Genomic DNA, 13,453 nt, shown 5'->3' on the forward strand with positions numbered 1-13,453 from the left:
AACGCACGGACGCCTGTACCGAACGCGGCCCTCGGCCCGCTACCCGCCAAAATCCGGTCCGATCCTCCTCGCGGGCCGATAGGGCAGCTCGCTGCGCAGGTCGTCCGGGACCCGTTCACTTCACACTGCAGACCCGGCGGGAAACCGCAGATAGACCGGGAACGGACACCTCCGTGGGGCGGCCCGCAGGCATCCCCTTCGTGGCGCAGCGCACTTTTGCAAGCAGGTGCTTGCAATTGTTAGCGGAAGTGCGGCAAGGTGGAGGCATGGCATCACTCAACGTCGGCAATCTCGGTGAGTATCTGCGCGAGCAGCGGCGCAACGCGCAGCTGTCGCTGCGGCAGCTCGCCGACGCCGCCGGGGTGTCCAACCCGTATCTGAGCCAGATCGAGCGCGGGCTGCGCAAGCCGAGCGCGGAGGTGTTGCAGCAGGTCGCGAAGGCGCTGCGGATCTCCGCGGAGACGCTGTACGTGCGAGCCGGCATCCTCGACGCCGAGCGGGACCGGGACGAGGTGGAGACACGTGCCGTCATCCTCGCCGATCCCACGCTGAACGAGCGGCAGAAGCAGGTGCTGCTCCAGATCTACGAGTCCTTCCGCAAGGAGAACGGATTCGAGATCACGCCGGACCTGGCCCAGGGCATGGCCCAGAGCGTGACCCAGGAGAGGGCGCAGGACGAGGCACAGGGCATGGCAGAGAACATATCGGGCACCCAGCAAGCCCCGGACACCGCCGTCCGGGGCCCCCGCGCGGCCGACGGCAGCGATGCCGATCCGCAGCAGACCGCCAGTTGACGAGAACGACGGGCAACACCGTCGGCCCCCACGCGGGCCTGCCGGTCTCGCCGCGGAACACCAAAACCCTCAGCTGAAAGCGACCGGAGGACCATCACCATGGCCATCACCGACGACATCCGCAAGGCCGCCACGGACCCCACCCCGCTGTACTTCCTGGCCGGCACCGCCGACCTGGCCGTCCAGCAGGCGAAGAAGGTCCCCGGCCTCGTGGAGCAGATCCGCACCGAGGCCCCGGCGCGGATCGAGACCGTGAAGAACATCGACGCGAACACCGTCCAGGAGAAGGCCGCCACCCGCGCGAAGGAAGCGCAGGAGACCATCCAGGCCAAGGTGACGGAGTTCATCAGCACCCTCGACACCGACCTGAAGAAGCTCGGTGAGTCCGCTCAGGACTTCGCCCTGCGCGGTGTCGGCGTCGCCGCCGAGTACGCCGTGAAGGCGAAGGAGACGTACGAGAAGGTCGCCGAGCACGGCGAGCAGACCGTGAAGACCTGGCGTGGCGAGGCCGCCGAGGAGATCGAGGAACTGGCCATCGCCGTCGAGCCGAAGGCCGAGCCGGTCGAGGTCAAGTCCGAGGAGAAGCCGGCCGCGGCAGCCTCCGTGCCCGCTCCGGCCAAGAAGCCCGTGGCGAAGAAGGCCCCGGCGCGCAAGGTCACCGCCAAGAAGCCGACGCCGCCCGTGCAGTAGCCGCCCGTGAAGTAGGAGACGACGAGACTCTTCGTCTCAGGACTACGGATCAGGCCGAACGATCAGGCCGAACGGTCGGGCCGAACGGTCGGGCCGAAGGGTAGGACGACGGGCCGGGCACTCTCAGAGTTCCCGGCCCGTTCTGCGGGTACGGTGGCCGTAGAGATGAATCGACTCGGGCGGTGGGCATAGTGCTGTTGACGGCATTCGGCGGCTTCTTGTCGCTGATCTTCCTTGCCATGCTGGTGCTCGCCGTGGTGGCACTGGTGATGGCCGCGGTGGCCCGCGAAGACGCGTACCGCGCGGCCGACAAGCAGAACAAGATGTTCTGGCTGATCATCCTGGGCATCACGGTGGCCGTGAACCTGCTGGTCCCGATCATCTTCCTGCAGATCGCGGGGCTGGTCGCCACGATCGTCTTCTTCGTGGACGTACGCCCCGCGCTCCGTCAGGTCTCCGGCGGTGGCCGGGGCCGCGGCGGAAGCAGCAGCGACGGCCCGTACGGCCCCTACAACGGCGGCCGCTGACCACCGGAGGCCGCAGGACCGACCCTCCGGCGGACAGGACAGTCGGCCACCGGCGATCAGTCCTGCGGGTCCGACGGTTACGCAGGCCGGGCCGCCGGGCGGGCCCGACCGCCACGCGGTCGTACGGCGGTTACGGCGTCCGGTCCAGCAGGAGTACCGCCACGTCGTCCGTCAGCTCTCCGCCGTTGAGGTCCCTGACCTCGTTCACCGTCGCCCGCAGCAGTTCCTCGCCCGCCAGGCCCTGGGCGAGCCGGCGGCGGACCAGGTCCACCATGCCGTCCTGGCCCAGCCGCTCCTTGCCCTCGCCGATGTGACCCTCGATCAGGCCGTCGGTGTAGAGCATCAGACTCCATTCGCCGCCCAGCTCCACCTGCTGGCGCGGCCAGCGGGCACCGGGGAGCAGGCCGAGCGCCGGGCCGCCGTTCTCGTACGGCAGCAGCTCGGCGGGCCGGCCGGGGCGGGAGACCAGCGGGGACGGGTGGCCCGCCAGGCAGAGCCCGGCGCGGCGCCCGTCCGGTGCGATGTCCACCGTGCACAGCGTCGCGAAGATCTCGTCGTTCTCGCGCTCGTGCTCCAGGACCTGCTGGAGGGTGGACAGGAGTTCGTCGCCGCACAGTCCCGCGAACGTCAGCGCCCGCCAGGCGATGCGCAGCTCCACGCCGAGCGCGGCCTCGTCGGGCCCGTGCCCGCAGACGTCGCCGATCATGGCGTGCACCGTGCCGTCGGGCGTACGGACGGTGTCGTAGAAGTCGCCGCCGAGCAGGGCGCGGGAGCGCCCTGGCCGGTAGCGCGCGGCGAAACGGAGCGAGGAGCCCTCCAGGAGAGGGGTCGGCAGCAGGCCGCGCTCCAGGCGGGCGTTCTCCTGGGCACGCAGCCTGGACTCGGTGAGTCGCCGTTCGGCCTTGTCGGAACGTTTCCGCTCCACCGCGTACCGGATCGCGCGGCTCAGCAGCCGGCCGTCCAGCTCGTCGCGGAACAGATAGTCCTGGGCGCCGACACGCACCGCCTCCGCGCCCCGCTCGGCGTCACCGGAGGCGGTGAGCGCGAGGACGGCGTGCCGGGGCGCGAGCCGCAGCACGTGCTTGAGCGTCGTCAGCTCGCCGTCGCTCTCGGCGGCCGCCCGGCCGGGGGCGGGCAGCGCGAGGTCGAGCAGGATGCAGTGGACGTCGTCGGTGAGCAGCCGCTCGGCCTCGGTGAGGTTGCGGGCGGTACGGATACGGATCGGCTTGCCGGCCGCGTCGAGCATCTCGGGCACGCTGAGCGAACCCGCCGGGTCGTCCTCGATGACCAGCAGGGTCAGGTTGGTGGTGCTGTCGACCGGGGTCGTGGCGGCATGGGGCGCCGGTACTGCCCCGGCCGGGCCGCCGGTCGCTTCTCCGGATGGGCCGCCGGGTGAGAACGCGCCTTGAGCCTGACCGCTCTCCGCGGCCGGGATCGCTCTCTGCCGCGGTATGGGTACGGGCATCGTGTGGGTTCCTTCCCTCCCCCCGAGGGCGTGGTGGGGCGAAGGTCCTCGACCCACCGACGGGGACCATAGCGGTAGCGGACGCCGCAACGGAATGGTGTGCGTCGCAGTGTCCGGCAGGCGGCCACTGTCATATGCCGCATCCTGTACCGCACTTGGACAGGATGCGGTTGTGCCCGGGATGACGAACGTCACGTCCGCGAGGTTGCGGCGATGTACAACCGTGGGCTGGGTCACGTGCGGTGCATCACGACGGGCAGGGCGCTTTTCCAGGGTTGATGGTGATTTGGCCGCCCAGGTCGATCGGTCGGCCCGATCCGCCCCGGCTCCGTACGCCCCGCCCGGTCACGCGTCCGGCCGTACGACCCCCAGTATCGGCATGGACCCGGCCCCCGCGATCGTCACCGTCCGGCCCGGCCGGGGTGCGTGCACGATCGCGCCGTCGCCGATGTACATCGCGACATGGCTGGCGTCGTCGAAGTAGATGATCAGGTCGCCGGGGCGCATGTCCTTGACGTCGACGTGGGGGAGCTGCTTCCACTGCTCCTGCGAGGTGCGCGGAATGCCGTGGCCGGCGGCGGCCCAGGCCTGTGAGGTCAGCCCCGAGCAGTCGTACGAGCCCGGGCCCTCGGCGCCCCACTCGTACGGTTTGCCGATCTGGTCGGTGGCGAACTTCACCGCCTTCTTGCCCTGCTCGGACGCCTTGCCGCTGATCTCGGCGAGGACGCCGGAACTCAGCCAGGCCGTCTGCGCCTTGTACGCGGCCTCCTCCTCGAGCTTCGCCAGCCGCTCCTTCTCCTTCTTCTCGAGCTGGGACTCCAGCTTCTCGGCGGCGGCGATCTGCTTCTTGATCTCCTTCTGTGCCGTGGCCTTGGCCTGGCGGTTGGCCTCCAGCTTCTGCCACTGCGCGGAGGCGTCGTTCGCGTACTGCTCCAAGTCCTGCTGCGTACGGGCCATCTCGGCGAGCAGCCCCTTGGTCGCGTGCTCGCCCTGGAGCACCCGCCCGGCGCCGTCCAGGTACTGCTGGGGGTTGTCGCTCAGCCACAGCCGCATCTCGGGCGGCAGGCCGCCTCCCCGGTACTGCGCGCGGGCCGCGGCACCCGCGCGGTCCTTCAACTCGTCCAGCTTCTCCTGACCCTTGACGATCTCGCGGGCCAGGTCGACGATCTCGGCCGACTGCTGCTTGGCCTTCTCCTCGGCGGCGTTGTACGCGTCCGTGGCGACCGCCGCGTCGTGGTAGAGATCGTCCAGTTTCTTCCGGATCGCCTCAAGGTCCTTGCCGGCCGGAGAGGTTGTCGGAGTCGGTGTCGGAGTCGGTGTTCGCGTCGGCGCTGGTGCCGGGCTCGCGTACGCCGCACCCGGTGCTGACAGCACCGCGCAGGCGCAGGCCACAACCATGGCCGCCGTGGTCAGGCTCCGCTTGCCGGATCCCATTGCTCCGCCCCCAAACTGATTTACCGTCAGTAACTTACGGACGCCTGGGGGATCGTGCCATGTCGGCGCGCAATGCGACAGAGGTGGGCAAGAACTCCCCTCCCCCCGGCCCGCCTCCGTGAAACGATCTCCCCGCCTGTGTGACGAGCCAGTCACGGAGTTCGTTCCGTGCAGCTCACGGACGTGCGGCGGCCGCCCCTCCACCGACGAAGCACGCCCGCGCGACCCCCGGCGTCAACCGCCCGCGCGACACTCCGGCCTCGCACGCCCGTGTGTCCCGGTTCGTCGCACCCCAGCCTTCAACGCCGGTGCCTCGCCCGGGTGTCCGATGCAAGTGTGGTGCTTGACGCCCGTGCGTCATCCGGACGTCGCACACCTGTCCCCCGCCCCCGCGCCCCGCGTCTACGCGAAGGGCCCGCGGGGTGCCAATGCCTCCCAGCGCACCGTGACTTCGCCCTGGCGCCAGCGGGGTATTCCGTCCGTCACCGGCCAGTCCGCCGTCAGGTCGCGGACCGTGCGTATCCAGCGCTGCCGCGCGCCGTACGAGGCGTAGGGCGCGGCGGCGGCCCAGGCGCGGTCGAAGTCGCGAAGGAACGCGTGCACGGGCTCGCCCGGGATGTTGCGGTGGATCAGGGCCTTGGGCAGGCGCTCGGCGAGGTCGGACGGGCGGTCCAGGGAGCCCAGGCGGGTGGCGAAGGTGACCGTGCGCGGGCCCTCGGGACCCAGGGCGACCCAGACGTGCCGACGGCCGATCTCGTCGCAGGTGCCCTCGACGAGCAGCCCGCCCCGGGAGCCGGGGCCCGCCGGTGCGAGGCGCCCGCACAGGCGCTGCCAGACCTCTGCGACCTGCTCCTCGTCGTACTGGCGCAGCACGTTCGCCGCGCGGATGAGCGAGGGGCTGCCCGGTACCGGAACCTCGAAGCCGCCGTGCCGGAAGACGAGTCCCTCGCGCTCGTACGGCCGGGCCGCCGCGACCCTCGCCGGTTCGATCTCCACGCCCACCACGCGGGTGCGGGGGGCGGCCCTGCGCAGGCGGGTCAGCAGCTCGACCGCGGTCCAGGGAGCCGCCCCGTATCCGAGGTCGACCGCCACCGGGTCGGGGCTTCTGTGCAGCTCGGCGCCGTGGATGGCCGCGATCCAGCGGTCCATGCGGCGCAGTCGGTTGGGGTTGGTGGTCCCGCGCGTCACCGTACCCACGGGGCGGGACGCGGCGCGGGTTGTCATGCGTACGAGAGTAGGCGGCCGGGAGGAAGCCCGTGCGGGCCTGTGGATAACCTCCGGCAGCCCTCCGTCGACCTGTGGAAAAGAAGGGAAGAGAGCCGCACACGCAGCTCGCCCTCGAACGGTTGAGCGACTCTCGGTAATGATTCGGCAAAGGGGTGCGGGAGGGAAATGGAGCGGACCGCTCCGGCGTTGCCCCTCTTTGGAGGGTGCCGTGCGTCCTCCGACCGGCATGCCCGCAGCAAGGAGGAACGCCACGTGAGCCAGTACGTCAGCAGGCTCGGGCGACGCTCTCCGGCGGCGCCCTCACGGCTCAGGCTGCACCGCAGGCCCCGTCGCGTCGCGATGCTCTCCGTCCACACCTCGCCGCTGCACCAGCCCGGCACCGGCGACGCCGGCGGCATGAACGTCTACATCGTGGAGCTCGCCCAGCGCCTCGCCGCGATCAACATCGAGGTCGAGATCTTCACCCGGGCCACCACGGCCGCCCTCCGGCCTGCCGTCGAACTGGCCCCCGGCGTCCTCGTCCGGCACGTCGACGCGGGCCCGTACGAGGGTCTCGCCAAGGAGGACCTGCCCGCCCAGCTCTGTGCCTTCACGCACGGCGTCATGCAGGCCTGGGCCGGGCACCGACCCGGGTACTACGACCTCGTGCACTCGCACTACTGGCTCTCCGGCCACGTCGGCTGGCTCGCCGCCGAACGCTGGGGCGCGCCCCTGGTGCACGCGATGCACACCATGGCCAAGGTCAAGAACGCCGCGCTCGCCGAGGGCGACACCCCTGAGCCCGCCGCCCGCGTCATCGGCGAGACCCAGATCGTGCGCGCCGCCGACCGTCTCATCGCCAACACCTCCGAAGAGGCCGACGAGCTCGTCCGTCACTACGAGGCGGAGCCGGGCAAGGTCGCCGTCGTCCACCCGGGCGTCAACCTCGACCGCTTCCGCCCGGCCGACGGCCGCGCCGCCGCTCGCGCCCGCCTAGGGCTCCCGCAGGACGCGTTGATCCCGCTCTTCGCGGGCCGCATACAGCCACTGAAGGCCCCCGACGTGCTGCTGCGCGCGGTCGCCGTCCTCCTGGACGAGCGCCCCGAGCTGCGTGGCAACATCGTCGTGCCCGTGGTGGGCGGCCCCAGCGGTACCGGTCTCGCCAAGCCCGAGGGGCTGCAGAAGCTCGCCGCCCGGCTCGGGATCGCCGATGTCGTGCGCTTCAGGCCGCCCGTCGACCAGGAGCAGCTCGCGGACTGGTTCCGGGCCGCGTCGGTGCTGGTCATGCCCTCCTACAGCGAGTCCTTCGGGCTGGTCGCCATCGAGGCGCAGGCGGCCGGCACGCCGGTGCTGGCGGCCGAGGTCGGCGGGCTGCCCGTCGCCGTGCGCCACCAGGAGACCGGATTCCTGATCCCGGGGCACGATCCCGTCGCCTACGCGCGCGTGCTGCGCGATTTCGCCGACGACCAGGCGCTGTCGGCCCGGATGGGCGAGGCCGCCGCCCGGCACGCGCAGCGCTTCGGCTGGGACACCGCGGCCGCCGCCACGGCGGACGTGTACACGGCGGCCGTACAGGCCCACCGCCGCAAGGTGCGCGCCCACCAGGGCTGACGCGCGCACCGCCCGAGGTTCGGTCCGCCGGACGCCTGACGTACGCTCCCTCCATGGCTGACGCAGCGTCGATCATCGAGCAGGTCCTCACCGAGGCCGAGCTGGAGTGGGAGAGCCCCAAGGCGGGCTCGTACGTCGTGAAACTGCCCGGCATCCGCAAGCTCTCGACGACCGTCTCGCTGATCGTCGGCAAGCACTCCCTGTCGCTGAACGCCTTCGTGATCCGCCACCCCGACGAGAACCGGGAAGGCGTCCACCGCTGGCTCCTGGAGCGCAATCTCAAGCTCTATGGCGTGAGTTACGCGGTCGACCCCCTGGGGGACGTGTATCTGGTCGGCAAACTGCCGCTCGTCGCGGTCACGCCGGAAGAGGTCGACCGGCTGCTCGGCTCGGTCCTGGAGGCCGCCGACGGCGCTTTCAACACTCTCCTTGAGCTCGGTTTCGCCTCCGCGATCCGCAAGGAGTACGCCTGGCGGGTGTCCCGCGGCGAATCGACCCGCAATCTGGATGCGTTCACCCACCTGACCCAGCGTCCTGTGGGCTGAATTCCAGGTCCAGTCCAACTAAGTAGTGCATGACCCCTTCCGGGCCGAGGGTCTCAGTGGCATGCTCACCGCCGACGCAGATCTGAACGTCATTCACATCCATGGAATCCAATGGAATGCGATGGAAGGCGGGCGGGTATGAACAAGGAGCACGTGAGCATCACCAGACGGGGCCTGCTCGGCAGTGCCGTAGCCGTGGCGGCCGCCACGGTGACCGGCGGACCGGCGACGGCCGCGACCGCCGTCGCGCGCCCCCATGACCCGGGCCAAGTTCCCGCCCTCTGGCGGGAGTTCACCCGCACCCCCTTCACCCACCCGCAGATCCCGTACGTCGGCAGGGCCGGCTACCGGGGCGGGTCGGCGCGCTTCCCCCGCCGCCCCGTCGTGGCCGACGTCCGCGCCTACGGCGCCGTCGCGGACGACGGCACCACGGACTGCGCGCCCGCGATCAACCGTGCCATCGCCGCTGCCGGAAGGGCCGGCGGTGGCACGGTGCTCATCCCGCCCGGCACCTTCCGTATCGACGGCCTGATTCGCATCGGCCACTCGAACGTCGTGCTGCGCGGCGCCGGCAGCGACCGTACGAAGCTGTACGCGACCAAGAACCTCACCGAGCTGATCGGCGTCTACGGCTCCCGCTACGGCGGCGACAAGTCGTCCTGGTCCTGGGCGGGCGGCCTCATCTGGCTCGCTCCCACGGCCCGTTGGGACTCCCTCGTCGCCGCCATCAAGGACAAGGCCTGGCCGTTCGAGGGCTGGACCGGCAACAAGCGCGACGAGTGGGGGACCCTGACGACCGTCGCCCCCGCCCCCCGCGGCTCCTGGTCGGTGACGGTCGCCGACCCCCGCCCCCTGAAGCCGGGCCGGCTCGTCCTCCTGCGGCTCGCCGACGACACCGGTCACACCCTCCTGGAGCACATGGCGGGCGGCGGCCCCGGTCCCGAGGCGTACTACTGGGACGACAAGACCAAGCTCACGAGTTACGTCCCCTACGAGTGGCCCGTACGCATCGCGCGTGTGCGGGGCAGAAAGGTCACCCTGGAGCGCCCGCTGCCCCTCGACGTACGCCCCGAGTGGGACCCGCGTCTGACCACCCATGTCGAGCCGCTGACCGGCTCGGGCGTCGAAGGCCTCACCCTGGAGGCCGTCGAGACGCCCCAGTCCCCGCATCTCCTCGACAAGGGCTACAACGGGGTCGTCCTCCAGTGCGCGTACGACTGCTGGGTCGACGACGTGACGGTCCGCCACGTCGACAACGGCTTCGGCCTGGTCGCGGCCTCCGCCTGCACCCTGCGCCGCACCCGTGTGGCGGGCCGCGGCTCGCACCACCCGTACTTCTGCCGCGAGGGCTCGCACGACAACCTCGTCGAGGACTTCATTATCGAACAGCGCACGGTCCCGGCCCCGCCGAACACCCAGCTCCACGGCATCAACGTGGAAGGCCTCTCCTCCTACAACGTCTGGTCGCGCGGCGACCTCCAGATGGGCACCTTCGACTCCCACCGGGGCCTGCCCTTCGCCAACGTCCGCACCGACATCACCGTCGACAACAACGGCCGCCACGGCGGCGACGCGAGCGCCGGTCCGCTCTTCGGCGCCCGCTTCACCCACTGGAACGTACGGGTCACGAACGGCCGCGCGGGGTTGATGAAGATCGACGGTCTGGCGCCCTACTCCGCCACCGTCGGCCTCAACGAGGTGACCGAGTTCGACCAGATCGACGTCCCCGACTTCACCGGCGACCTGCACTCCCGTCTGGAGCTGTACGGGACCACGGACGTCGTGCGCCCACGCAATCTGTACGAGGCCCAGCGGGACCTCTGATTCAGCCGAGCGTGTCGTACCCGACGAAGGTGAACATCCGCTCCCCGGACGGCAGCGGCCGGGGCTCACCGGCGTACCGGTGGGCCCCGACGCCGAATCCGAGCGCGGGGTCCGAGACCCACAGCCGCTCGAACCCGCGCTCCTCCAGCCAGCCGCAGACGCGCGGGACGAGGTCCGGTGCCTTGCGGTGCCGGGTCCACACGAGCGTGCCGCCCGGCCCGCACAGCTGTGCGCAGAAGCCGGCGGTGCGCTCGACGTCCTCGTCGGTGAGATTGCCGAGGACACCACAGAGCAGGACGAGGCCGGCCGGGGCTAGGTCCTGGTAGTGATCGGTCGACGCGGCGTCCCCGACGACGACCTCGACCCCCGACAGCCCCGCGGCCCCGGCGGCACGCGCCGCCACTTCCGCGTTCCGCGCGTCCAACTCGACGAGCCGCGCGCGGACATCGCCCCGGCGGGGGTGCTCGGCGAGCACGCCGATCAGGTCGCGTCCCTGCCCGGCGCAGACGCTGACGGCCGTGAGGGGTCCCGGCGGAGCCTCGTCGAGGGCGAGCCGGATGCGTTCCTGGACGAGGGCCAGTCGCCGGCCGAGGTAGGAGTCGGGAGTGTCGTACGCGTCGTGCCACGTATGCCAGTCCATGTGCGGAGCGTACCCACGGGGGTCACGCCGGCCCCGAGAGCGCGTAGCGCCCCGGAGTCACCCCGACCAACTTCTTGAAGTGCCGGGTGAGATGGGACTGGTCGTAGAAGCCGGTCGCCGACGCCACCTCGCCCGGCGGGCGGCCGTCGAGGAGGAGACGGCGGGCCCGGTCGACACGGCGGGACATCAGGTACTGATGGGGTGCGATGCCGTAGGCGCCGCTGAACGCCCGTACCAGATGGGCGGGATGGGCGTGCACGAGCCGGGCGGCCTCGTCGAGGCCGATGCCCTGGGTGAGGTGTCCGTCGAGGAGTTCGCGCAGGGTGCGGGCGACGGTGGGGGAGTTGCGCGGGGCGGCGGCGGGAGTGCTGGGCCGCAGATGCGTGCGCAGCCGCTCGGCGATGAGCGTCAGTCTGCTCTCGGCCTCCAGTTCGTCACCGGGGTGAGCGAGCGCGGTGTGCAACTGCCCGACGCGCAGCCGCAGCACGGGGTCACGCAGGTCGGGCCCGTCCACCGCGGACCCGATGAGGTCCTCGCCCAGATGCGTGCCGTCGAGATAGACGACGCGCTTGCGGAAGCCGTGCGCGGTGACCGGGGAGCCGTTGTGCGGGACGTGCGGCGGCAGCAGGGACACCGTGTCGTGCGGGGTGCCGTGCTCATGCCGGTCGAGGTCGTACCGTACGGCCCCGTCGTCGACGATGAGCAGCGTCCAGGCCTCGTGCACGTGCATCGGATAGGCGTACTCGGTGAAGTGGGCGTGGAAGACCTCCGTGACACCCGGAACGCGCGGGCGCCAGGCGGAGACCTCCGGCTGAGCGGCCATGCAAAGAACGTACAAGACGGCGTCGTACGGCGGTCGGCAGTCTCGACGTATGAACAGCGAACCGATCCGCTTCGACACGAAGATCGTCGTCCTGCTGCGGGACGACCTTGAGCCCTGGCAGCGTCTGAACGTCACGTCCTTCCTGGTCAGCGGCCTGGGTACGCAGGTCCCGGAGGTGATCGGGGAGCCGTACGAGGACGCGGACGGGGTGCCGTATCTGCCGATGTTCCGCCAGCCTGTGCTGGTCTTCGAGGGGACGAAGGAGGTCCTTGTGGCGGCACATGGCAGGGCGCTCAGCCGTGCGCTGCCCCGGGCCGTCTTCACGTCGGATCTCTTCGGCACCGGCAACGACCGGGACAACCGGGCGGCGGTGCGGGCTGTCGCCACGGCTGGGCTGGATGTGGTGGGGCTGGCTGTGTACGGGCCTCGGAACGCGGTGGACAAGGTGGTGAAGGGGGCGCGGATGCATCCGTGAGGTCGGGCGACGGCGAGGTCGTGGGCCGTACTCGGCGTGCCGGGACGGTCTTCGCCCCGTACCCGGCGGCGTCAGGCCGCGCTGACCTCGGGCTTGGCGACTGCCGGGCCGGCCTCCACCGCCGGTTCCTCCGTGGGCAGCCGCCGCATCAGCAGGCCGTACCCGAGCCCGGCCACCGTGCCCACCAGCGCGCACAGCCCCCACAGCCACTCGGCCCCGAACCGGTCGATGACCACGCCGGACATCAGGGGAGCGATCAGCGCGGCGAGTGACCAGGAGAGGGTGTACATGCCCTGGTAGCGGCCCCGGCCGTGGGTCGGGGAGAGCTGGACGACCAGGCCCGTCTGGGTGGGCGCGTTGACGATCTCGGCCAGGGTCCACACGCACACGGTGAGCGCGAAGACGCCGACCGACCCGGCGAAGGCGGTGAGCCCGAAGCCGTACCCGGCGAGGACCGAGGAGATCACGAGCAGGCGGCGCGGATCCCGGTGCTGGATGAAACGGGTGACCGGGATCTGCAGCGCGACGATGAGGACTCCGTTGACGGCGATCGCCATGCCGTAGTCGGCCGGGGTGAAGCCCGCTTCGCCCATCGCGACGGGGAGTCCCACGGAGCCCTGCTGGAAGACCAGGGCGACGAGGAAGGACAGTCCGACGACGCTCATGAAGCGCCGGTCGCGCAGCACGGTCCCGAGGCCGACGTCGTCCGTGGCCTCCTTGGCCGACTGGACCGGCCGGGACTCCGGCAGCTTCGCGAAGACGAGGAGCGCGCAGGCCAGGGTCATGCCGGCCTCGATGAGGAAGCCCGCGAGGTAGCTGAACTCGGCGATGAAACCGGCGGCCATGGAGGAGACCGCGAAGCCGAGGTTGATCGCCCAGTAGTTGAGGGAGAACGCCCGGACGCGGTCCTCGGGCCGCACGATGTCGGCCATCATCGCCTGGACGGCGGGCCTGGAGGCGTTGCTGGCCATCCCGACCAGGAAGGCGACCGCGGCGATGCTCACCGGGTCGTGCATGAAGCCGAGCAGCGCGACGGACGCGGCCGTCGAGGTCTGCGCGACGAGGAGCGTGGGCCGGCGTCCGAGCCTGTCGGTCATCACGCCCGCGCCGAGTGAGGACACGACACCGCCGAGGCCGTGCAGGGACGCCACGAGACCCGCGTACGAGGCGGAGTAGCCGCGGTCGAGCGTCAGGTACAAAGCCATGAAAGTGGCGACAAAAGCGCCAAGTCGGTTGACCAGGGTGCTGGTCCACAGCCACCAGAACTCGCGGGGGAGCCCCGAGACGGTCTCTCGTGCGGCGCGTCGCATGACGGCGAGTGGCATCGGTCGTCCCCCACGGATGTAAGCGGCTCATGTCCTGATGGCAACTTACGAGCGGGAGGTCTCCGGGAGCCACTCAATTAACAGATGCCGTCAA

Annotated in this window: 13 protein-coding genes; 7 read left to right on the top strand and 6 right to left on the bottom strand. The window is 70.9% G+C overall.

The features are described 5' to 3' along the window. Positions 1-266 precede the first annotated feature (266 nt). The 3 genes from SMIR_RS20225 (at position 267) to SMIR_RS20235 (ending at position 2,011) form a co-directional block, all read left to right on the top strand. A complete protein-coding gene (locus tag SMIR_RS20225) occupies positions 267-794 on the top strand; it encodes a helix-turn-helix domain-containing protein (RefSeq protein ID WP_168493008.1) in 528 nt (175 codons plus the stop codon). Between the two features lie 99 nt (positions 795-893). Beyond that, a complete protein-coding gene (locus tag SMIR_RS20230) occupies positions 894-1,484 on the top strand; it encodes a hypothetical protein (protein WP_168493006.1) in 591 nt (196 codons plus the stop codon). A 191-nt stretch (positions 1,485-1,675) separates the two neighbouring features. Then, a complete protein-coding gene (locus SMIR_RS20235) occupies positions 1,676-2,011 on the top strand; it encodes a DUF2516 family protein (RefSeq protein ID WP_075026970.1) in 336 nt (111 codons plus the stop codon). A 130-nt stretch (positions 2,012-2,141) separates the two neighbouring features. Here SMIR_RS20235 and SMIR_RS20240 read toward each other — a convergent pair whose 3' ends face one another. From SMIR_RS20240 to SMIR_RS20250, 3 genes are all read right to left on the bottom strand, one after another. After that, positions 2,142-3,476, bottom strand: coding sequence for a PP2C family protein-serine/threonine phosphatase (locus tag SMIR_RS20240; protein ID WP_168493004.1), 1,335 nt, complete (start codon positions 3,474-3,476; stop codon positions 2,142-2,144). Positions 3,477-3,821: 345 nt separating this feature from the next. Next, the gene (locus tag SMIR_RS20245) at positions 3,822-4,910 is read right to left on the bottom strand and encodes a C40 family peptidase (RefSeq protein WP_168493002.1); all 1,089 of its coding nucleotides are present in this window, start codon (positions 4,908-4,910) and stop codon (positions 3,822-3,824) included. A 402-nt stretch (positions 4,911-5,312) separates the two neighbouring features. Then, entirely contained in the window at positions 5,313-6,134 is an 822-nt protein-coding gene (locus SMIR_RS20250; RefSeq protein WP_211118745.1) for a class I SAM-dependent methyltransferase, read from the bottom strand. 255 nt (positions 6,135-6,389) lie between these two features. Here SMIR_RS20250 and mshA point away from each other — a divergent pair, with 255 nt between their 5' ends. The 3 genes from mshA to SMIR_RS20265 all read left to right on the top strand — a co-directional run bounded on the left by mshA (position 6,390) and on the right by SMIR_RS20265 (position 10,096). Next, positions 6,390-7,727 carry a D-inositol-3-phosphate glycosyltransferase gene (gene mshA, locus SMIR_RS20255; RefSeq protein WP_168493000.1) on the top strand — a complete coding sequence of 446 codons (1,338 nt, stop codon included), beginning with the start codon at positions 6,390-6,392 and terminating at the stop codon, positions 7,725-7,727. A 53-nt stretch (positions 7,728-7,780) separates the two neighbouring features. Then, the gene (locus SMIR_RS20260) at positions 7,781-8,272 is read left to right on the top strand and encodes a type III secretion system chaperone family protein (protein ID WP_168492998.1); all 492 of its coding nucleotides are present in this window, start codon (positions 7,781-7,783) and stop codon (positions 8,270-8,272) included. A 138-nt stretch (positions 8,273-8,410) separates the two neighbouring features. After that, the gene (locus tag SMIR_RS20265) at positions 8,411-10,096 is read left to right on the top strand and encodes a glycosyl hydrolase family 28-related protein (protein ID WP_212727206.1); all 1,686 of its coding nucleotides are present in this window, start codon (positions 8,411-8,413) and stop codon (positions 10,094-10,096) included. A gap of 1 nt (position 10,097) precedes the next feature. Here the strand turns inward: SMIR_RS20265 and SMIR_RS20270 are convergent, their stop codons facing one another. Both SMIR_RS20270 and SMIR_RS20275 read right to left on the bottom strand, forming a co-directional pair. After that, positions 10,098-10,736, bottom strand: a complete 639-nt coding sequence (locus SMIR_RS20270; protein ID WP_168492994.1) for a class I SAM-dependent methyltransferase — start codon at positions 10,734-10,736, stop codon at positions 10,098-10,100. 22 nt (positions 10,737-10,758) lie between these two features. Next, positions 10,759-11,559 (bottom strand): helix-turn-helix transcriptional regulator, encoded by an 801-nt coding sequence (locus SMIR_RS20275; protein ID WP_168492992.1) that lies wholly within the window; start codon positions 11,557-11,559, stop codon positions 10,759-10,761. Here SMIR_RS20275 and SMIR_RS20280 point away from each other — a divergent pair. Beyond that, positions 11,558-12,034 (top strand): PTH2-like family protein, encoded by a 477-nt coding sequence (locus tag SMIR_RS20280; RefSeq protein ID WP_211118744.1) that lies wholly within the window; start codon positions 11,558-11,560, stop codon positions 12,032-12,034. The genes SMIR_RS20275 and SMIR_RS20280 overlap by 2 nt on opposite strands. Positions 12,035-12,105: 71 nt before the next feature. Here the strand turns inward: SMIR_RS20280 and SMIR_RS20285 are convergent, their stop codons facing one another. Beyond that, positions 12,106-13,359, bottom strand: a complete 1,254-nt coding sequence (locus SMIR_RS20285) for an MDR family MFS transporter (RefSeq protein ID WP_211118743.1) — start codon at positions 13,357-13,359, stop codon at positions 12,106-12,108. Positions 13,360-13,453: the final 94 nt, after the last annotated feature.

Source organism: Streptomyces mirabilis (assembly GCF_018310535.1).
GTDB lineage: Bacteria > Actinomycetota > Actinomycetes > Streptomycetales > Streptomycetaceae > Streptomyces.